Genomic DNA, 19735 nt, shown 5'->3' with positions numbered 1-19735 from the left:
CTCACTCGGTGTGCGGCGTTCCGCTGCTGCGGTCGTCACGCTCGACGTTAGGCGGGAGCCGCCTGGGAGCGCACCGGGTTGCGGACTGCCCCGAACGTGGTAAGCGAGGGCGGTGCTCCGGCGTGCGTGCCGAGACGGCTCCGTCGGCGCCGGGACGCCGCCGTGCGCGCCGGGACGGCCGCGGGAGGGCGGCGTCCGGACGGCACGGCGGCGTCTCGGGAGCGGCAGGCCGGAGCAGGCCGCGGTCAGCGGTCCTGCGGGTCGCCGCCGAGCTGGCCGATGGCGGGGAGGGGGCCGCCGTCGTCGGCGCCGGTGCGGCGCCAGCGGGCGATGGCGTTGCCCAGGTGGTAGATCACGAGGGCGGCGCCGGCGCCGAGGACGATGCCGCCGAGCTCGAAGCCGCCGGAGGAGAACGAGAAGCCGGCGATCGCGATCACGAGGGAGACCGCGGCGGTGTACTGGTTGACCGGGCGCGAGAAGTCGACGCGGTTGTCGATCCAGATCTTGATGCCGATCACGCCGATCAGGCCGTAGAGCGCGGTGGTCGCGCCGCCCAGCACTCCGGCAGGGATCGAGTTGAAGACGGCGCCGACCTTGGGCGAGAGGCTGAGCAGGATCGCGGTGACGCCGGCGACCCAGTAGGCGGCTGTCGAGTACACGCGGGTGGCCGCCATCACTCCGATGTTCTCGCCGTAGGTCGTGGTGCCGGAGCCGCCGAAGGCGCCGGAGAGGGTGGTCGCCACACCGTCCGCGATCAGGGCCCGGCCGGTGCTGGCGTTGGCGGAGGCGTCGGTCATCGTCGCGACGCCGCGGACGTGTCCGACGTTCTCGGCGATGAGGACGAGCACGACCGGCAGGAACATCGCGATGCCCGACCACGTGGATCCGGAGGCGAAGTCGGGGAAGGTGAACGGCGGCAGCCCGAACCAGTCGGCCGCACCGACCGCGGAGTAGTCGATCTCGTTCCGCAGCAGGGCGACGACGTAGCCGATGACCACGCCGAGGAAGATCGAGACGCGGCCGAGGAAGCCGCGGAGGAACACGCTCGACAGGATGATCGCGGCGAGCGTGATCGTCCCGGTGATCGGTGCCTGCTTGAAGCTGAGGTACGCGGTCGGAGCCAGGTTGAACCCGATCAGGGCCACGATCGCGCCGGCGACGACCGGCGGCATCAGCCTGTCGATCCAGCCGAGGCCGACGACCTGCACGAGGACGCCGACGGCGGCCAGGAGGAGGCCCACGGCGACGACTCCGGCGAGCGCCGACCCCGTCCCTCCGACGGTGGTCGCGGCCGTGACGGGCGCGATGAACGCGAAGCTCGAGCCGAGGTAGCTGGGGAGCCGGTTGCGCGTGATCAGGAGGAACAGCAGCGTCCCGACTCCGGAGAAGAGCAGGGTCGTGGCGACCGGGAACCCGGTGAGCACGGGCACGAGGAACGTCGCTCCGAACATGGCGACGACGTGCTGGATGCCGATGGCGATCGTCGCCGGCCAGGCGAGCCGCTCGCCGGGGGCGACGACGGCGCCGGGCTCGACGGTGCGGCCGTCTCCGTGCAGGGTCCAGATGGGCATGGGGCTCCTCGGCGGGGAAGGGAGGCGGGGGTCGACGTTCACAGTAGCGAGGGGTCTGGCCGTGCCGCGGCACCCGACCTACGATCGGGCCATGGACGGAGCGCGGCGTCTCGGCGAGGAGGAGTTCTCCGCGCACCTCGCCGAGCGGGTCGCGCGGATCCGCGGGTCGTTCGGCGACCTCCCGCTCTGGGCGGTCTCGGGCTGGAGCGGTCCGCGGCTGCTGGCGGAGTGGACGCTGACGGGCGGGCCCCGGGGGCTCTCGTTCCTCGCCGACGACGCGGTCCCGGGCGGGCCGGGACCCTCCGTCGAGATCCGCACGACCCTCGGCGATCCGCGGCACGACGTCGCGCTGCTCTGCTGCCGGGAGGAGGCGCCCGTCTCGTTCGTGCAGCCGGAGGCGCTGCCCGCTCCCACGCGGATCGCGGAGATCCCGGTCGACGGGGCTCCGGAGCCCTTCGAGGTCTGGGAGGGAGCCGGGGCCGTGCGCGCGGCCGCCTGGGTGCGGGGGCACGTCCTCACGCTGGAGTGCCGCGGAGTCGATCTGGACGCTCTCGCGTTGGACGAGGTGGACGACATCGAGCCGTTCGTGGCCGGCTGGCTGGAGTTCGTCGGCGCCTCGCGGCGTTGAGCGACGACCCGCGCTCCCGTGCTGCTGGGAGAGCGCGGAGTCCCGCCCGGCGCGCCGGTGAAAGATGTGCGCCGATCCCGGACAGGAGGGAGCATGAGGCACATGCCAGCTCCCCTCGCGGGTCCCGACCGGTTCGCCGCGGTCGCCGCCGCGGTCGCCGATCCCGTCCGCCGCTACCTCTGGCGGCGCACCGACTCCGCCACCGCCGACGACGTGCTCGCCGCGACGCTCTCGGCGCTCTGGCGCCGCAGCGCCGACGTGCCCGAGGACGACCCGGTGCCGTGGGCGATCGGCGTCGCCCGGCTCCAGCTGCAGAACGCCCGGCGGATGCAGCGCCGCCAGGTCATGCTCGCCCAGCGGATCGCGGTCGTCGATCCGCCCCAGGTGCAGATCGACGAGGGCGAGGCGTCGGGCGCGGAGGAGACCGTGCGCCTCGTGCTCGCCCGGATGCGCGAGCAGGACGCCGAGCTGCTGCGCCTCTGGGCGTGGGAGGAGCTCGACGTCCGCGGGATCGCCGCGGTCCTCGGAGTCACGGCGAACGCCGTCTCGATCCGCCTCCATCGCGCGCGGCGCCGCTTCGCCGAGCTCTACGACTCCACCGACCCGCACGCGCCCGAAGGGGGACTCCGATGACCGGAACCGACGACGAGGACGTCCGCCGCCTCCTCCGCACGGTCGACCCCGCGCGGAGCCTCCCCGCGCTCGACCGCGACGAGCTCGCCGAGCAGATCGCCGCCGCGACGGGTGAGGGCACGCGGACGGTGCACTCCCGCCGCCGCTCCCCCTGGCTGATCGTGGGAGTCGGCGCGCTGAGCGCCGGGGCCGCCGCCTCCCTCCTGCTGCCCTTCGCGCTCGGCGTGGGCGGGGGCAGCACCTCGACGCTGATCCTGCCGAGCACGGGCGGGCCGATGGCCGCGTGCTCGCCGGTGACGGCCGCCGCGCTGGCCCCTGCTCAGCTCGCGTTCCGGGCCGAGGTCCGCTCGATCGACGGGAGCACCGTCACCCTGCACGTGCTCGAGCGCTACGCGGGCGAGGTCGGCGACGGCATCACGGTCACCCAGGGCAGGGAGACGGCGGTGGACGGGGCCCCCATCGTCTTCGAGACCGGGGTCGACTACCTGGTCGCGGCCGACGGCGACACGATCCTGACCTGCGGCCTCAGCGGCGAGAGCTCCCCCGAGCTCGCGGCGCTGTACCAGGAGGCGTTCTCGCGGCAGTAGGCGGAGGCGGGTAGCGGCCCGCGCGGGCGGTGGCAAGGGCCTCCCCGATCGGGGGGAGCGGCGCGCAGGCTGAGGCATGGGCCTCTCGGCCCTCCCCCTCCGGTCGCCCGGCGGCGCCCGCGGGCCCTCGGCGACGCCGCCCCGCCCGCCCCGCAGGAGGCCCGCATGCCGGTGTTCCGGCTCCTCGAACCGCTCCACGCCGCCGGTGTCGCGCTCGCCGACCTCGCGAGCGATCGGCTCCGCCTCCACGGCGACGGCTCCGACGTCCGCATCACCGCGGTGACCGTCGCGCACACCGAGGCGGGCCCCGGCGCCCTCTTCGCCGCGCTCCCCGGGAGGAGGAGCCACGGCGCCCGGTTCGCGGCCGACGCGGCGGCGGCAGGAGCGGTCGCCGTGCTCACCGACGCGGGCGGGCTCGACGAGGCCCGCGCATCCGGACTGCCCGTCCTCCTCAGCGACGACCCCCGCACCGCCCTCGGCCCGGTCGCCGCGCAGGTGTACGGCACGAGGAGCGGACCGGTGCTCCTCGGCGTGACCGGCACCAACGGCAAGACCAGCACCGTGCACCTCCTCGACGCGGTGCTCCGGCAGCTGGGCGTCGTCTCGGGGCTGAGCTCCACCGCCGAGCGCCGCAGCGCCGACCACGTCGTCGCCAGCCGCCTCACCACGCCCGAGGCCTCCGAGCTGCACGCGCTCCTGGCCCGGATGGCGGAGGACGGCGTCGAGGCGGCGGCCATCGAGGTCAGCGCCCAGGCGCTCGTGCGCTCCCGGATGGAGGGGATCGTGCTCGACGTCGCCGGGTTCACCAACCTCAGCCACGACCACCTCGACGACTTCGGCGACCTGGACGAGTACCTCCGCGCCAAGCAGCGCCTGTTCACGCCCGAGCGGAGCCGCCGCGGCGTCGTGGTCGTCGACACCGAGGCGGGGCGCCGGGTCGCCCGCGAGGCCTCCGTCCCGGTCGTCACGCTCTCGGCCGGGGACGGAGCCGACTGGCGGATCGACGTGCTCGAGACCGCAGTCGACCGCACCCGCTTCCGGCTCACCGCCCGCGACGGCTGGTCGACGACCGCCTCCGTCCCGCTCCTCGGCCGCCACATGGCCTCGAACGCGGCCCTCGCGCTGGTGATGCTGATCGAGGCGGGCCACGCGCGCGACCGGGTGGCCGCGGCGGTCGGCTCCGGGATCGACGTCACCGTGCCCGGGCGGACGCTGCTCGTGTCCGGCGCCGACGGGCCCCGGGTCTTCCTCGACTTCTCGCACACCCCCGACTCGGTCGCGCGCACCGTCGACGCCCTCCGCGAGGTGACGCCCGGCCGCGTGCTCGTCCTCCTCGGCGCCGACGGCGACCGCGACCCGAGCAAGCGCGCGCCGATGGGCCGGGCCGCTGCCGAGCGCGCCGACCTGGTGATCGTCACCGACCACCACCCGCGCTTCGAGGACCCCGCGCGGATCCGCCGCGCCCTGGTCGACGGCGCCCGCCGCGTCGAGCGCTGCGAGGTGCTCGAGATCGCGGAGCCGGCCGACGCCGTCCGCGCCGCCCTGCACCGGGCCGGCCCGTCCGACTCCGTCCTCTGGGTCGGCCCCGGCGACACCGACTACCGCGTGGTCGGCGCCGACGACCTCCCCTACTCGCCCCGCGCCGACACGGCCCGCGCGCTGGCCGAGGCCGGCTGGAGCGTCGACCTGCTTGACTGATCGGGTGTTCTCGACCCTCCCGGTGCGCCGCGTGCAGGCCCGACCCGAGCACCCCGCCGACCTCGCGCGCTGGCCCGCGACGCTCGCGCCCGTGCGGCAGGTGCTGGCCGAGGGCTGGGATCTCGGCCAGGTGACGGTGATCACCGGCGAGAACGGCTCGGGCAAGTCGACGCTGCTCGAGGCGGTCGCCCTCGCCTACGGGCTGAACGCGGAGGGCGGATCCACGGGTGCGATGCACTCCTCCCGCGCCTCGGAGTCGGACCTGGCCGAGCACCTCCAGCTGGTCCGCGGGGCCGGCGCGTCCAAGCGCGGCTTCTTCCTCCGCGCCGAGACGATGCACGGCTTCTTCAGCTACCTGGAGGAGGTGGGGATCGACGGCGGATACCACGAGCGGAGCCACGGCGAGTCGTTCCTCGACATCGTGGCGAACCGCTCCAGGATCAGCGGGCTGTGGCTCCTCGACGAGCCGGAGTCGGCCCTCTCGGTGTCGGGCTGCCTCGCCCTGATCGGGCAGCTGCGCGACCTGGTCGCCGGCGGCTCGCAGGTCGTCCTCTCCACGCACTCGCCGATCCTCGCGGCCCTCCCCGGAGCCGACCTCTACGAGCTCGACGAGACGGGCCTGCGCCCCTGCCGCTACGACGACCTCGACCTGGTGCGGACCTGGCGCGGCTTCCTCGACCAGCCGGCCCGCTTCCTGCGGCGACTGGAGTAGGCCGGCGGCCGCTCGGCCGCGCCGGAACGGGCCCTGCGTGTTCACCACGAAGGGAAGTACGTCGGCAGGCTGCCCCGTTCTAGCGCATCCCGAGCCGGCCGGGCGAAAGTCTCCGCCGGCACGAGCACTGTCAGGCCGCGGAGGCCGCCGCCGGTCGGGCGACCCGGGGCGCCCAGCCCACCGCGATCGCGGCGCCGGCGAGCGCGAGCTGTCCGAGCGGCGGCAGGATCGCCGAGACCAGGGAGCCGTCGCCGCCGGAGGTGACGAAGGTGTCGGCGACCGACATCCCGAAGCCGAACCCTGCGAAGAAGCGGAAGACGACGGCGCCGGCGACCAGGGCGAGCATGAGCACAGCGATCCGCCGCGGAGTGAGCGGCGACCTCCGGCCGACGAGGGCGCCGGCCGTCACGACGATCGCGGCGGCCGTCCAGAAGGCGGCCCACCCGGTGACCCAGATCGCGTGGGAGCCGAACTCGAAGCCGTCGCGCTCGGACATGGTCGCGTAGATCTCCGCCAGGGCCACGCCGGGGACCTTCGCCTGCGGATTCCAGACCAGCAGGTCGACGGCGCCCACCACCGTGACGCCCGCCACGAGCGCGAGGCCCGCGAGGGCGACGGGGAGGCGCTGAGCGCGGGTCGCCGTCCGCGGTGCGAGGGCGATGGTCCTCGAGCCGCCGAGGACGATCGCCCCGCAGACGAGTCCGGCGAGGGAGACGGGCAGGCCGACGAGGGCGAGGGGTCCGGGGAGGAGGAGGCCGGCCGCGGTGAGCACCGGGCCGACGACGGCGGCGACCAGGGAGATCCGCGCGAGCACCGTGCGGGCCGACGCCGCGGCGCCGAGGAGGTGGACCGCGCCGAGGACCGCGACCGCGACGGCGGCGACGAGCACCGCGGTCTGCACGGCGCCGACGGCGGCGAGGGCGGTGTCGGAGGCGGCACCCGGCTCGGGGACGATCCCGCCGCCGGTCAGCGCGATGCCGCTCAGCATGAGCGCGGCCGCGGCGAAGAGCGCGAGTCCGCGGCGGGCGAGGCGGCGCGGAAGCGTGCCCCGCGCTTCGCCGGTGTGCGCGGGCAGGTCGCGGTCGACGCTCACCAGCAGGGCGAGCGCTCCGAGGACGACGCCGCGCCGGGGCAGTCCCAGCTCGGCGGCCCCGGCCAGGTCGGCCCGCCACTCCTCGAGGTAGCGCTCGCGGGCGAGCGGGGGCAGCAGCAGCGACAGGAGCCGCAGGAGCGCGCTCACGCGGTCGCCTCCGCCGCTCGCGGCGCCGACCGCGCGGTCGACCGCATCCGCTCGACGGCGGCCCGGGCTGCCGGGGCGCCCTCCGCGGTCAGCTCGTAGAGCCGGCGACGCGGACCGCTCCGCTCGCTCGCGGCCTCCCACTCCGAGACCACCCAGCCCGCTCCCTCGAGCCGCTCCAGGATCGGGTAGACGCTGCCCGCCGGTCGCCCGGTGGCCTTGATCACGACCATGCCCCAGGTCGGGCCGTCGGCATCGAGGAGGGTCCGGAGGACGTCCGCGGTGGCGGACGTGAGGCGAGGGAGTGGCTGCACACGGATGACGCTACCTATGTAGAGATAGCGGGGTCAATCGGATCGCCTCCGTGCGTACGGGCGATACCACTCCACTCCCCGGCCGCGGTCGGGCCCTCAGTCGTGCGACGACTTCGCCGCCCCCGTCCGAGGAGGACCGGAGTCGGTTCCGGCCCCGCTTCCCTGATCGGCGGGATCGGCGCCTTGAAACTCCGATGACCAGGGCGGGATCAGCTGCCGCATCACCCTTCACGGCGGGGTGGTCGCCGAGCAGATCAGCACAGGCGCGTCCGCCTCGGCGATCCCCACGGCGACCCCGCAGCAGCCGCGGACACTGCCGCTAGCCGGACCCAGCGCGCAGAACGTCGGCCGAGAGCAGCCGCCCTCCACCCTCGGGGGACGGCGGGCACTCTCAGCCGACGGTCTGCGCGCGAGCGTGGGGACTACTTGCGGAACATCCGCGCCGTGGTCTCGAAGAGGCCCTTCACGGGGCGCTGCTGCTCGCCCTGCTGGGCGCCGAGGACGATGATGACGGCGGTCAGCACGGGGATCGCCCACTGGGTGACCTTCTGCACGCGGAGGGCCGTGGTCAGCTCCTGTGAGTTGTGCTCCGACGCCTCGGTCACGCCGGGGGCGCCCTCGTCGGCGTGCTTGGCCTGCGTCGCTCCGGCGACCGCGGCGATCACCGAGGCGGCACCGGCGAGCCCGGTCACGACGGTCTTGACGACGGTGTTCGTGCGGCTCTCCTGCTGGTTGGCCAGGCGGGTCTTGTTGGCGAGGACGAGTCCGATGCCGCCGACGCCGTGGGCGGCGATCGCGGCGAGCTGCACAGGGGTCCAGCGGGCCCAGCCGTTCGAGGAGAGGCGGAGGCGCTCCGCCGGGTCGGACGAGGTGGACGCGGCGCCGTTCAGGCCGACGGCGCCCATGAGCGAGCCGCCGAACCAGGCGGCGGCTCCGAGGTCGTGGAGACTGCGGACGAGGGTGTTGCGGGAGGGCATGTGGGCCTCTTCTCTGCCGGCGGCGGACGTCGGCGGTGGTCGGCTGGTGCGGACTCCTCCGACGCTACGCGCGCCCTGGAACCGCGCACGGGGCTTGACCTCTCCCCCTCCGACACGCTCCGCTGGAGGTCACCGACCGACCCGGACCGACCGACCCGAGGAGCCCCGCGATGCCCACCGACGACGAGAAGCGGACGACCCGCGACGAGTTCCACGACGCCGTGAACATGACCGCGAAGGAGCTCGAGGAGTGGCTCGGCACCGACGAGTCGAAGGAGGTCGGCCAGAAGCCGGAGGGCGGCGGCGAGTCCGTCGGCCACGAGAGCGGGCGCCGCATCGTCGACCTGCTCGGCACGAAGCAGGCCGACCTGAGCGACGACGACTACGCCCACATGACGAAGGTCGTCGGCTACGTGCACCGGCACGCGAAGCAGCGTCCCTCGGGCGATGTCACCGAGACGAAGTGGCGCTACTCCCTGATGAACTGGGGCAACGACCCGCTGAAGGGCTGACCCGGTCCGAGAGCTGCGCTCAGCACATCCCGAAGAGGTTGCAGAGGGCGCCGCGGTCCTGGATCGACTCCATGCCGCCCGGCTTCTGCACCTTCGGCAGCTCGTAGGAGGCGGCGACCGTCTGCACGCCGGCGGACGAGGCGGCCTGCACGGGAGCGGCGGCAGGAGCAGCGGCGGGAGCGAGGACGGCTCCGAGGGCGAGTGCGGCGGCGGCGAGGATCGGGGCCATGGTCGTTCTCCTGTGATCGAGGGGTGCGATCGGCTCGACCGCTCCACCAGCATGGCGACGCCCCGTCGCACCGCTCCTGTACGAAAGACCAGTCCGCCCTTGTACGGAAGGCCGACGGGGCTCGGAGAAGGCTTCGGTACCCTGGTCCCGTGGTGGGGACGACGCGGTGGACGAACGACGTGCGGACGCTGCCCGGCGGCTGGATCACCCGGTCCCTCCTCCTCGGCTCCTTCACGCTCCTCGTCGTCATCGACCTGATGGGCGGCAGCGTCGACCTCACGTCGGTCCGCGGCTGGATCGAGCTGGCGCTCCCCTACCTGCCGCTCCTGGCGCTGCTCGCCGGCGCGATCCCCGCGGCGGTCTCGCTCTACCTCGTCTACGCCGTCGTCCTGATGCTCGGCGCCCCGCCGCTGCTGCTCGCGGCGCTGATCTTCCCGACCATCGTGGTGGTCGGCTTCGTCACCTTCCTCCTCCCCTGGCGCGCGGGGCTCGTCTTCGTGCTCGGCACCCTCGTCCTCCTGCCCGCGGTGCTGCTCGTCGACCGCGCCATGGGCACGGCCGTCTACGTCCTGGGCGCGTTCGTCCTCTTCGGCGGCACCGCCGGGCTGGGCCTGAACGCCTTCCGGGGCCGCAGCGAGCGGAGCGAGCGCCGGGCCGACCGCATCCAGGAGGAGCAGGCGCGGATCCGCAACGAGGAGCGGACCCGGCTCGCGCACGAGCTGCACGACATCGTCGCGCACGAGGTCACCATCATCGCCATGCAGGCCCGCCGCGCGACCTCGGTCGAGGACCCGGCCAAGACCGAGCGCATCCTCGAGAGCATCGGCGACGCGGCGCAGCAGGCGCTGCAGGATCTGCGGAGCCTCGTGACGCTCCTCCAGGACGAGGACGAGGCAGGCGCTCCCGCCCGCGGCGACTCCGACCTGCTCGGGACCCCGGAGGTCTCGGGCGCCACGACCACCGCTGTCGGCTTCGTCCACGACGTGCGGAACGTCGCCGACGCGATCGAGCGCGCGGGCTTCCGGGTCCGCCTCGACGTGGCGGGCTCCGTGGCGCAGGTGCCCGCGAGCCTCCGCCAGGTGCTGCGGCGCACGGTCCGGGAGCTGGGCACGAACGTGCTCAAGCACGGCGACACCGCCGGTGAGGTGCAGCTCCGGCTCGAGGTGTCGGGGGGCGAGGTGCAGCTGAGCTCCTCCAACGCGATCGCCTCCGCGGCTCCGATCGTCTCCTCGCACCTCGGGATCGAGGCGATGTCGGCCCGCTGCGCCGTCTTCGGCGGGCGGCTGGACGCGGGAGCCCGCGGCGGCCGCTGGACCACGACCATGACCATCCCCCTCGAGGGCCGGGCGTCCGGTGCGCTCGTCGCGGGGGCGACCGACGAAGGACGAGAGCGATGACCCGCGTGCTGCTGGTGGACGACGAATCGATGACCCGCGAGATCCTCCGCGACTACCTCTCGCAGGACCCGGCGATCGAGGTGGTGGGCGAGGCCTCCGACGGGAGGATCGCGGTGCAGCAGGCGGCGACGCTCCAGCCCGACCTGATCCTGATGGACATGCAGATGCCGGTCATGAACGGCGTCACTGCGACCGAGCGGATCCACGCCGAGCACCCGGGCATCGCGATCCTCGGGCTCAGCACGTTCACCACGGACCGCTACGTCGTCGACCTGCTCCGCGCGGGCGCCTCCGGCTACCTGGTCAAGGACACGAAGCCGCGGGAGATCATCGCGGCGGTGCACGCGGTGCTCGCGGGCGAGTCCGTGCTCTCCGCCGAGGTCACGCGCCACGTGGTGAAGGGGCTCGAGGAGTCGGTGCCGGCGGAGACGGTGCCGGACCCCGATCTGCTCGAGGCGCTCACCGAGAAGGAGCTCGAGGTGATCCGCCTGCTCGCCCGCGGGATGAGCAACCGCGAGATGGCGCAGGAGCTGTTCGTCACCGAGTCGACCGTGAAGGCGCGGTTCGTGAAGGTGATGGAGAAGCTGGGCGTGCGCGACCGGGTGCAGATCCTGGTCTCGGCGATCGAGCACGGGCTCGTCGACCTGGGGACGCGTCCCGGCCGGAGCTGATCGAGCCCGCCGGATTCAGCCCCAGCCGACCACGTCGGCGACGGGCCGCACGAGCCCCGCGACCGCCCGCTCGAGCGCACTCTCGTCGACCGCGGCGAGCGCCGGCTCCGGATCGAGCACCAGGGCGCCGCCCCAGCCCATCACCTCGTACTCCACCAGGGTGCGCGCGAGCGTCTCGGGCGACCGCCAGGCGCGGAGGAGGTTCGCCCGCGCGAACGCGTGCGCGGCGCGTGCTCCCTCCCCGTGCGCGGCGCGGCCGTCGAGGACGGTGCGCAGCACGGTCTCGAGGGTCGGGATGCCCTGGCCGGCCGGGGAGACGACCTGCCAGGTGAGGGAGGGGCGGCTCGAGCGCAGGCCCCGCGCGACCTGGGCGACCGCATCGCCGCCGGCGGAGCGCAGTGCGGCGGGGACGAGCGGTTCGGCCCCCGCGTTGAGGCGGCACAGCGCCAGGAATGTCGCGGCGTGGCCGACCTCGCCGGACGGGTCCGCGCCGGTGACGATCGTGCTCTCGTAGCCCTGCTCGCGGGACTGGTGCAGAGCGCTCGGCAGCGGAGCCGCGGCGGGCACGGAGACGGGCCGGGACGTCTCGCAGACGGCGCGTTCGGGCCCGACCACGGCGAGCACCGGATCCCCGGCTCCCTGGGCGCGCTCGAGCGTCAGGGCGGTCCAGGCCGCGGCGCCCTCCGGAGGGAGCACCGCGGTGAGGCTCTGCGCCCCGGCCGTCGCCGTCCACGCGAGCGAGACCGCTCCGGGGGGAACGGCCGAGCGGAGGCGGGCAGCGCGGTCGGGCCCGTCGTCTCCGGCCGGGTCGCGCCAGCCGAGGGCGACGACGGCGAAGCGGGAGCGCTCGTCGACGACGGCGAGCGGGGGTGCGGCGGTCATGGGCTCCTCCTTCCTGGAGGGGTGGAGGCGGCGGGAACGCCCAGTGCGGCGAAGGGCTGCTCGGCCAGGCGGGCCGCGGCGTCCGCGAGCAGCGGGCGCGGCGGCCGCGCGGCGAGGGAGTCGACGAGCTCGCCCGCGAAGCCGGGCGCACCGCGCAGCAGGGCATCCCGGGCGACGGTGCGGGCCAGACGCTCGTCGTCGTGCACCAGCCGCTCCGCACGCAGCACCGCGCGATGCCGGGCGTGCTCGAGGGCGGAGTCGTCGCTCACCGCGAGGGCGCGGAGGCGGTGCCACGGATCGACGGGCACGGCGGTGTCGTCGACCAGCACGAAGAGGTCGTCGGCGACGGTGTCGCCCGGGCCGAAGAGTCCGGCGCTCGCGTCGAGTCCGGCCTGCGCAGCGAGCGCCTCGGCGGCGATCAGGTCGCCGAGCAGCTCGTCGGAGACGCGGGTCGACGGCGCGGCGGCGGTCGCGGCGAGCCGGCGGGCGGCGGGCTCGGCGCGGTACTCGGGGCGGGCCGTCCCAGGTGGGACGGCGACCGGTCCTGCCGCGCGATCGGGCGCCTCCGCGAGGGCCGCGACCAGGCGGTCCAGGAGCCGGGCGGGGTCGTCGGCCGTGACGCCGACCAGCACGGAGCCGGCCGGGCTGTAGTGGCGCCGGTGCAGCGCGCGCAGGACGGGCTCGGTCGCGCGGCCCTCGAGGTCGAGGTCGCCGCTGCCGTCGTGCGCGTTGGGGGCGTCGGCCCAGTAGCGGGCGGTCAGGTGCGGCCACGGCAGCACGCCGCCCGGAGCGGGGGCGAGGCGCGCGGCCCGCTCAGAGGCGACCGCGCGGATCTGCTCCGCGATCTGCTCCGGCAGGAAGGCGGGGCGGAAGACCTGCTCGACGAGCCGCTCCGCGATCACGGCGGCCGACCCGGGAGAGCCCGTCTCGAAGAACTCGGAGTAGTCGAGGTGGGTGTGACCGCCGAGGACGCCGCCGCTCTCGGCGACGCGGGTCTGCCGGACGAGACCGGCGACCCCCTCGCTGTCCTGGTAGACGAGGTGCTCGATCAGGTGCAGCATCCCCTCCTCGCCGTCGCGCTCGTGGCGCATACCGGCGGGCACGGCGAGGGCGACCGAGTCGTTGCGGACCTCCGGCCGGTGCACGACGAGCGCGCGGGCGCCGGAGGGCAGGGCGGCGGACAGGGTCGGGACGTCGCGGGCGCTCATTCCGCCCGCTCCCCCAGCTGTGCGGCGGACAGGCGCAGCAGCAGCCGCGCCTGATCGCTGCTGGCGCCCCCGGAGCGGTGCCAGTCGACGGCGTGCTGGGCCAGCCGGAACGCGGTGCCGACGCGCAGCAGCTCGGCGTCGTGGTCCTCCTCGAGCGAGAGTCCGCGGCGGAGCGCGTCGAGGGCCGGGCGGAGCGCGGGGTGGAAGGCGTGCAGCTCTGCGAGCTCCCCGAGCACCCAGGCGGCGTCCCAGACCGGGTCGGCGAGCCCGACGTCCTCGCCCGTGAGCAGAGCGACGCGGGTCCCGCCGACGACGAGGTGGGCGAGGCCGGGGTGGCCGTGGACCACGACCGCGGCCGGCGAGGCGACGACCGCCTCCGCCCAGTCGGCGAGCTCGAGGAGACCGCCGGCGCCGAGCTCCTCGGCGGCGGGCGCCCAGCCACCGGCGAGCCAGCCGCGGGCGCGCTGCAGCGGACGCGGAGGGAGCGGCTCCCCGGCGGGCCGGGCGCCGTGGAGCGCGTTCAGCGCGCCCTTCCACTCGCGGCCGACGGAGACGAGCGCCTCCTCCGACAGCTCGTGGAGGAGCGCGGGCAGCAGGGCGCGGGCGGTGGTGCGGTAGCGGCGGATCGACGGGTCGGCGCCTCCCGGCACGATCCGGGGATCGGGCGCTGCGAGGCGGACGGGCACCGGCGAGAACGGCAGCGGCGCCTGCTCTCCGAGGCGGCGGGTCCAGACGGTGGTCCCGTCGGGTCCTTCCGAGAGCTCGGTGACGAGCAGCCCGGTGACGAGGGCCCGCGGAGGGGCGGTGGTGCTCACGCCGACCTCGCCTCCTCCGCGGCCGCCGGTGCCGTGCGCAGCGACTCCAGGTGGCGCAGCACCGCGGGGAACGCGGGCGGCACCCAGGCGAGCGCCGTGTCGCTGGACTCGCTCGGCCCGGGCACGGGGTCGATGACGGTGAAGTTGGCCGGCTCGCGCAGCAGCGCGAGGGTGGACTCGACGACCGGGTTGCCGAGCGCCCGCGGCGGCAGCGACGGAGCGATGCACACCGGCGCCTCCGTCGTGAGGGCCGCGAGCAGCGACGGGGAGTCGGTGATGCCGTGCGCGAGGCGCGAGGCGTAGTCGAGGGTGGCCGGGTAGATCAGGATGAGGTCGGCCCACTCGGCGAGGTCGACGTGGGCGACGACGATCTCGTCGTCCCAGCGGTCGTCCTGGATCCGGCCGCGCAGTCGCGACTCCAGGTTGTGCCGGGTGGTGAAGCGGTAGGCCGAGTCGCGGACGAGCACGCGGAACTCGGTCGCCGGAGCGGCGGCGCGCGCCCACTGGATCCAGTAGGGCATGACCTGGGTCATGGCGGAGCCGGTCAGGACGAGGGCCACCCGGGAGTAGCCGAAGCGGCCGAGCGAGAGGTCGGAGAGTGCGGCGCTCTGCGCACCGGGCGGGGTGGTCATGGCGGTCTCCTCAGAGGGCGGCGGGCGGGAGGGCGGATCGGGTCGCGGCCGGCGGTGAGGACGGCGGCGGACGGGCGGACCGTGCCCGCGGAAAGGGCGGACGGGGATGGGCGGACCGTGCCCGCGGAAAGGGCGGACGGGGATGGGCGGACGGCGCGAGCGGACGGCACGCGCCCGGGAGGGGCCGGGGCGACGCGGTCGAGGACCGGTCGCCCCGTGCCCGTCAGCACCCTGCGGTGAGGGTGACGCCGATGATGACGCCGGCGCAGAACGGGGTGGTGGCGGGCGCCTCGGAGGCGGCGTCGGTGCCGATCTCGTCGGCGGCGGTGAAGGTGTCGTGGGCGGTGGCGAGCTCGGCGAGGTCGGCGGACTGGACGGTCTGGGCGGTGATGGTCGACATGGTGTTCTCCTTGGATGAGTGGTGGCGGCGGATCCGCCGGGTCGTGCGGGGAGTGGTGCGGGTGGTCCGGCCGGAGGGCCGGGGAGCGGGTGCTGCGGGAGCACCCGGGCGGGAGGAGGGCCGGGTCAGCAGCCCGCGCCGAGGGTGGCGCCGACGATGATGCCGACGCACAGGGGCGTGGTGGCGGGCGCCTCGGTCGCGGCGTCCGAGCCGAGCTCGTCGACGGTGGCGAAGGTGTCGTGCGCTCCCGCGAGGGCGGTGAGGTCGGCGGACTGGGCGTCGGTGGAGATGGTGGTCATGATGTGTCCCTTTCGTGGAGTACCTCGGGCTGAGGTGGTGGTCCCCTCGGGATCGAGGGGAGGTTCGTGGGGCCCTAGCGGGCGGTGAGTCCCGGGCGGTCCGGGTCGATGCGCGCGGCGCGGGCGGCGTCGGCCCAGGCGTCGGCGGCGGGGATCGTCTCGGCCGAGGAGCGCAGGAGCGCTTCGGCGAGGACGCGGGAGCGGTGCTGGCCGAAGCTCAGTCCGCGGTAGGAGGAGCGCTCGTCGGCCGGGTCCTCGGCGTAGGCGAGGCCGTCGGCGAGCCTCTCGGCGAAGGCCGAGACGGCGGTGCGGGGCGAGGGCCGGGCATCGAGCAGCGGAGTGATCCTCCGGGCGACGTCGTCGGCGGAGTCGGCGGGCAGGTAGACGACGAGGGCGTCGGAGCGGGGGAAGGCCCGCGGGTCCGAGAGCGCCTTGGCCTGGTGGCGGGCTCCGGAGGCGGCGAGCGCCTCCAGGAGCGGGCCCCACAGGGCGAGCGCGTCCTCCGCCGAGTCGGCGACGAGCGAGAGGCGCACGACCCGGTCGGCGGGATCGAGTCCCATCGGGCCGAGGGCGAGGAGGTAGCCGGGAGTGGTGCGGGTGCGCCAGCTCGGCAGCCGGACGCCGGCGACGGCCCCGTCGGCGGAGCGGACGAGATCGACCTCGGGCACGAGGACCCGGACGCGGCCCAGCTCGACGACCCGGCGCTCCTCCCCCTGCACGGTGGCGGAGCCGAGCACCCCGGAGGGAGCGGGCTGCAGGACCGTGCGGTGCGGGATCGCGTCGATCAGCCGGGGGGCGAGGTCCTGGCCGTCGCCTCCGGCGGTCTCGCCGAGCAGCGGGTTCCGGAGGTGCAGGTGGGTGTAGACGGTGGCGGCGAGTCGGGCCCGCAGCTCGATCGGCCCGGTGGCCTCGATCACGGTCCCGTCGACCTCGGCCCGCAGCCGGGCGGCGTCGACGCTGATCACGGCCTCGTCGAGGACGGAGCGGGTAGTGAGGGCGGTCATCGCGGGCTCCTGTCGAATCCGAGGGCGGTGGAGTAGGCGGAGGGGGCGAGCAGGACGCGGCGGCCGATGCCGGCGGCGGCCCGCTCGATCCCGGGGAGGCGGGAGACCATCGAGGCCCGGGCGAGGGTGCGGTCGACGAGGTGCCAGCCCAGGTGGGCGGTGGCGCGGACGGCGAGGGCGTCGTCCGCGCCGGCGGTCTCGGCGGCGTAGGCGAGCCACATCCGCCGGATCCTCGGGACCAGTGCCGCCATCCGCTCCGCGATGCGGGCGTCCGCGGCCGCGGTGTCGAAGGCGAGGGGAGGAGCGGAGGCGCCCTCCCGGGTGGTCACGGTGTCGAGCACCGCGCGGTGGATCCACTCCCCCGCCAGCGTGCCGAGGTCGCGGGCCGGATCCCCGATCCCGAACTCCTCCCAGTCGAGCAGCTGGAGGCGCCCGTCGCGGAGGTGGAACTGGTCGAGGCGGAGGTCGCCGTGGATCGGGGCCGTGCGGTTGCCGCTCTCCCACTCGCGGAGATCCTCCGTGGCCGAGACGAGCTGCTCGTCGTGCTGCAGGTCGCCCCAGAAGGCGAGCTCGGCGAGGGTGAGGTCGACGTAGCGGGTGTGCGGGATGCCGACGCGCAGCATCTCGACGGGAGGGCTGGGGTGCGAGGTCGCGGTGAGGCCCGCCACCGGGCCGGCGTGCAGCCGGGCCAGGAGCCGGCCGGCCTGTTCGGGGAAGTCCGCGGGGACGCGCTCCTCCACGAGCAGGAGGGCCAGGCTGGTGCCGGGGCAGTGCTCGAACACCAGCAGGGAGTCGTCCTCGTCGGCCGCCAGCAGGCGGGGTCCGGCCGGGGCGTGCTCGGGGCTCCGGGCGGCGAAGCCGGCGAAGTCCCTGGAGCGGCGGAAGGCCGCGGGGCCCGCCGTCCGGGGCGAGACGTGCTTGACGAAGACGCGGGCGCCGTCGTCGAGGGTCATCGTCCACGACGCGTTCCGGCCGGCGAAGGCGGGGCGGTCGATCGCGGCGACGCGGTGGCCTCCGCCGCCGAGCAGCCGCTCGGTCGAGGCCGCCGCCCGGAGGGCCGCCGGATCCGCGGGGCGGTGCCCGGGGGTCGCGGGGCGGAGCCCGGGAGTCGCGAGGAGAGTCACGATCGTGTCCTTCGGTCGGTCGAGCGGATCAGAAGAGGTAGGTGACGACGAGGTAGGCGCCGCCCGCTCCCCCGACGAGGAGGGCGGTGTTGACGAGCAGCTTCTTGAGGGGCGAGGGGCGGGTCGAGGCGGTGCGCGAGGTGGTCATGGTGGTGTCCTTCCGAGGGGTGGTGGTGGTGGATATCGGGAGCCGGGCCTAGGAGGCGTCGGCGGCCTTGAGGGAGGCGCGGAGCGAGACGCGGGAGCCGGTGCGGAGCGCGTTGTTGCGGTAGACGCGGACGACCAGGCGGAACAGCAGCGGCACCGTGATCGCGGCGACGACGGCGGCGATCACCATCTCGGGGGTGCCGACCGAGTCGAGGCCGAAGCGCATCGGCATCAGGTAGGAGGAGAAGAGGGGGACGAAGGAGAGCGCGTGCACCCAGGCCTCGTCGAGGTTCGCCGGCACCACGTAGAGCGCGATGATCAGCAGCGCCATCTGCACGACGGAGAGCGGCATGGCGGCGGTGCCCAGGTCCTCCTGCCTCGACACGGTCGAGGCGAGCAGGGTGCTGAGGAGCGCGAAGAGCACGTAGCCCTGCAGGAACCAGACGAGGAACCAGACCAGGCTCGGGCCGAGCTCGATCTCGAGGACCGACCACCCGCCGACCACGCTGAACCCGCCGACGACGGCGCCGCCGATCACGAGCAGCTGGGCCAGGGTCACCAGGCCGACGCCGATCATCTTCCCGGCGAGCAGCGGGGCGACGCCGATCTTCGTCAGCAGGATCTCGACGATCCGGGACGACTTCTCCTCGACCACCCCCGAGGCCAGACTCGACGAGGAGTAGACCATCGCGGCGAGCAGGGCGCTGATCATCGCGGTCGCGAACAGGATCCGGGTGTCGAGGACCACGGTCCCCGCCTCCCTCGTCGCGTCGACCAGGAACCAGCCGCCGATCCCGGCGCCGAGGCCGGCGATCGCGGCCAGCGCGAGGGTCGCGGTGAGGATCGTGCGGTTCCCGGTGCGGGTCAGGATCTCGCGGCGGACGATCGTCGCGGCTCCCCGGGCCGGCGTCGGAGGAGCGGAGCTCTCGGCGGTCCGGGCGTGGGCGGCGCGGGGGTGCGTGGTGGTCATCGTCCTGCTCCTTGGATCTCGAGGCGGCGCTCGGCCGCAGGGGTGGAGGCGGCGGTGAGCCGCTCGGACAGCAGCTCGGTCAGCGAGCGCTGCTCGGTGCGGATGCTCCGGAGGCCGCCGTGGCGGGTGAGGGTCGCGAGCACCTGCTCGGGGACGTCCCGGCCGCTGCCCTCGATCGAGACGAGCAGCGACTCCGGCTCACCGGGGACCGGCTCGGCCGACAGTCCCGGTGTGACGCCGAGCTCGGCGACGAGCAGGTCGTCCAGGGGGCGGGAGAACTGCAGCTGCCAGCGGCTGCGGCCGTCGTCCTGCAGCTCGGCCACCGCTCCGCTCGCGGTCACACGGCCGGAGTCGAGCACGCAGACGGTGTCGCAGAGGCGCTCGACCAGGTCGAGCTGGTGGGAGGAGAAGAGCACGCCGACGCCGCGGGCGGACTGCTGCCGGATCAGGCCGGCCATCGTCTCCACGGCGACCGGGTCGAGCCCCGAGAAGGGCTCGTCCAGCACCAGGAGCGACGGATCGCCCACCAGGGACACGGCCAGCTGCACGCGCTGCTGGTTGCCGAGCGAGAGGTCCTGCACCAGCGTGTCGGCCCGCTCGGCCAGGCCCAGCGCGTCGATCACCTCCTCGGCGGTCTCACGGGCTCCCCGGGCGTCGTGCCCCTCGAGCAGAGCGAAGTGGATCACCTGCTCGCGGACCCGCATCTGCGGGTAGAGGCCGCGCTCCTCCGGCATGTAGCCGATCGAGCGGCGGTCCTCGGCGGTGATCGGCGCGCCGTCCCAGGTGATGGTCCCCGTGTCGGGGGTGAGCAGGCCCAGGATCAGCCGCATCGTCGTGGTCTTGCCGGCGCCGTTGCCGCCGATGAAGCCGACGATCTCGCCGCGGCCCACGGACAGGTCCACGTCGTGCAGGACCCGGTGGCCGCCGAATGCACGGCTCACGCCGCTGAGCTGAAGCCCTCGCATGTCATCTCCTCGAAGTCGTTTCTCTTGACTCCTCAGACGCTACGGACGCTCTCGCGACGGGCTCCTGTACTTCGGTACAGCGCCGAGGTGGCCGAAAGTGCAGGTCCCGCATCACCGGACGTG

General features: G+C 74.8%; 23 protein-coding genes. 8 read left to right on the top strand and 15 right to left on the bottom strand.

Translation table 11 applies throughout. The annotated features are described in order from the left end of the window. Positions 1–245 precede the first annotated feature (245 nt). A complete protein-coding gene (locus C5C57_RS03350; RefSeq protein WP_104246990.1) occupies positions 246–1571 on the bottom strand; it encodes a uracil-xanthine permease family protein in 1326 nt (441 codons plus the stop codon). A 91-nt stretch (positions 1572–1662) separates the two neighbouring features. On the opposite strand from C5C57_RS03350, the gene C5C57_RS03345 reads away from it, so the two are divergent. The 5 genes from C5C57_RS03345 (at position 1663) to C5C57_RS03325 (ending at position 5829) form a co-directional block, all read left to right on the top strand. Then, a complete protein-coding gene (locus C5C57_RS03345) occupies positions 1663–2199 on the top strand; it encodes a hypothetical protein (protein ID WP_104246989.1) in 537 nt (178 codons plus the stop codon). Between the two features lie 102 nt (positions 2200–2301). Then, positions 2302–2832 (top strand): RNA polymerase sigma factor, encoded by a 531-nt coding sequence (locus C5C57_RS03340; RefSeq protein WP_181027124.1) that lies wholly within the window; start codon positions 2302–2304, stop codon positions 2830–2832. Then, complete coding sequence (locus tag C5C57_RS03335) at positions 2829–3419, top strand: hypothetical protein (RefSeq protein ID WP_104246987.1); 591 nt, start codon at positions 2829–2831, stop codon at positions 3417–3419. Before C5C57_RS03340 ends, C5C57_RS03335 begins: the two co-directional genes overlap by 4 nt. A gap of 165 nt (positions 3420–3584) precedes the next feature. Continuing rightward, the gene (locus C5C57_RS03330) at positions 3585–5117 is read left to right on the top strand and encodes a Mur ligase family protein (RefSeq protein ID WP_104246986.1); all 1533 of its coding nucleotides are present in this window, start codon (positions 3585–3587) and stop codon (positions 5115–5117) included. Positions 5118–5121: 4 nt separating this feature from the next. Continuing rightward, positions 5122–5829, top strand: a complete 708-nt coding sequence (locus C5C57_RS03325; RefSeq protein WP_104268547.1) for an AAA family ATPase — start codon at positions 5122–5124, stop codon at positions 5827–5829. Between the two features lie 130 nt (positions 5830–5959). On the opposite strand, the gene C5C57_RS03320 is transcribed toward C5C57_RS03325, so the two are convergent. The 3 genes from C5C57_RS03320 to C5C57_RS03310 form a co-directional block, all read right to left on the bottom strand. Beyond that, a complete protein-coding gene (locus tag C5C57_RS03320; RefSeq protein ID WP_104246985.1) occupies positions 5960–7069 on the bottom strand; it encodes a hypothetical protein in 1110 nt (369 codons plus the stop codon). Beyond that, positions 7066–7380 (bottom strand): PadR family transcriptional regulator, encoded by a 315-nt coding sequence (locus C5C57_RS03315; RefSeq protein WP_104233471.1) that lies wholly within the window; start codon positions 7378–7380, stop codon positions 7066–7068. Before C5C57_RS03315 ends, C5C57_RS03320 begins: the two co-directional genes overlap by 4 nt. Before the next feature lie 422 nt (positions 7381–7802). Then, complete coding sequence (locus C5C57_RS03310; RefSeq protein ID WP_104225963.1) at positions 7803–8357, bottom strand: hypothetical protein; 555 nt, start codon at positions 8355–8357, stop codon at positions 7803–7805. Between the two features lie 170 nt (positions 8358–8527). Between C5C57_RS03310 and C5C57_RS03305 the strand changes: the two genes are divergently transcribed. Further along, on the top strand, positions 8528–8869 hold the full coding sequence (locus C5C57_RS03305) for a DUF3140 domain-containing protein (protein ID WP_104246984.1): 342 nt from the start codon (positions 8528–8530) through the stop codon (positions 8867–8869). A gap of 19 nt (positions 8870–8888) precedes the next feature. Here the strand turns inward: C5C57_RS03305 and C5C57_RS03300 are convergent, their stop codons facing one another. Further along, positions 8889–9098 (bottom strand): hypothetical protein, encoded by a 210-nt coding sequence (locus C5C57_RS03300; RefSeq protein ID WP_104225965.1) that lies wholly within the window; start codon positions 9096–9098, stop codon positions 8889–8891. Positions 9099–9247: 149 nt separating this feature from the next. On the opposite strand from C5C57_RS03300, the gene C5C57_RS03295 reads away from it, so the two are divergent. Further along, a complete protein-coding gene (locus C5C57_RS03295; protein ID WP_258059356.1) occupies positions 9248–10495 on the top strand; it encodes a sensor histidine kinase in 1248 nt (415 codons plus the stop codon). Beyond that, the gene (locus C5C57_RS03290) at positions 10492–11166 is read left to right on the top strand and encodes a response regulator transcription factor (RefSeq protein WP_104246983.1); all 675 of its coding nucleotides are present in this window, start codon (positions 10492–10494) and stop codon (positions 11164–11166) included. The genes C5C57_RS03295 and C5C57_RS03290 overlap by 4 nt, the downstream gene beginning before the upstream one ends. A 15-nt stretch (positions 11167–11181) precedes the next feature. Here the strand turns inward: C5C57_RS03290 and C5C57_RS03285 are convergent, their stop codons facing one another. The 10 genes from C5C57_RS03285 to C5C57_RS03250 form a co-directional block, all read right to left on the bottom strand. Further along, complete coding sequence (locus tag C5C57_RS03285) at positions 11182–12048, bottom strand: hypothetical protein (RefSeq protein ID WP_104246982.1); 867 nt, start codon at positions 12046–12048, stop codon at positions 11182–11184. After that, positions 12045–13256: a pitrilysin family protein gene (locus tag C5C57_RS03280; RefSeq protein WP_104246981.1), complete on the bottom strand. Its 1212-nt coding sequence runs from the start codon at positions 13254–13256 to the stop codon at positions 12045–12047. Before C5C57_RS03280 ends, C5C57_RS03285 begins: the two co-directional genes overlap by 4 nt. After that, complete coding sequence (locus C5C57_RS03275; protein ID WP_104246980.1) at positions 13253–14071, bottom strand: hypothetical protein; 819 nt, start codon at positions 14069–14071, stop codon at positions 13253–13255. The genes C5C57_RS03280 and C5C57_RS03275 overlap by 4 nt, the downstream gene beginning before the upstream one ends. Beyond that, entirely contained in the window at positions 14068–14703 is a 636-nt protein-coding gene (locus C5C57_RS03270) for a flavoprotein (RefSeq protein WP_104225100.1), read from the bottom strand. The genes C5C57_RS03275 and C5C57_RS03270 overlap by 4 nt, the downstream gene beginning before the upstream one ends. A gap of 223 nt (positions 14704–14926) precedes the next feature. Continuing rightward, positions 14927–15103, bottom strand: coding sequence for a hypothetical protein (locus C5C57_RS17965; RefSeq protein WP_181027123.1), 177 nt, complete (start codon positions 15101–15103; stop codon positions 14927–14929). A gap of 125 nt (positions 15104–15228) precedes the next feature. Beyond that, the gene (locus tag C5C57_RS17960; RefSeq protein WP_181027122.1) at positions 15229–15402 is read right to left on the bottom strand and encodes a hypothetical protein; all 174 of its coding nucleotides are present in this window, start codon (positions 15400–15402) and stop codon (positions 15229–15231) included. A 74-nt stretch (positions 15403–15476) separates the two neighbouring features. Then, positions 15477–16406 carry a T3SS effector HopA1 family protein gene (locus C5C57_RS03265; RefSeq protein WP_104225969.1) on the bottom strand — a complete coding sequence of 310 codons (930 nt, stop codon included), beginning with the start codon at positions 16404–16406 and terminating at the stop codon, positions 15477–15479. Then, a complete protein-coding gene (gene lxmK / locus C5C57_RS03260; RefSeq protein WP_258065664.1) occupies positions 16403–17530 on the bottom strand; it encodes a class V lanthionine synthetase subunit LxmK in 1128 nt (375 codons plus the stop codon). Before lxmK ends, C5C57_RS03265 begins: the two co-directional genes overlap by 4 nt. Before the next feature lie 196 nt (positions 17531–17726). After that, positions 17727–18647, bottom strand: a complete 921-nt coding sequence (locus tag C5C57_RS03255; protein ID WP_104225127.1) for an ABC transporter permease — start codon at positions 18645–18647, stop codon at positions 17727–17729. After that, the gene (locus C5C57_RS03250; RefSeq protein WP_258059358.1) at positions 18644–19588 is read right to left on the bottom strand and encodes an ABC transporter ATP-binding protein; all 945 of its coding nucleotides are present in this window, start codon (positions 19586–19588) and stop codon (positions 18644–18646) included. Before C5C57_RS03250 ends, C5C57_RS03255 begins: the two co-directional genes overlap by 4 nt. Positions 19589–19735 lie beyond the last annotated feature (147 nt).

This window comes from Rathayibacter sp. AY1C5 (assembly GCF_002931705.1).
GTDB lineage: Bacteria > Actinomycetota > Actinomycetes > Actinomycetales > Microbacteriaceae > Rathayibacter.
Note: the sequence above shows the minus strand (reverse complement) of the source record. Positions and strands in the feature narration are given on the sequence as shown.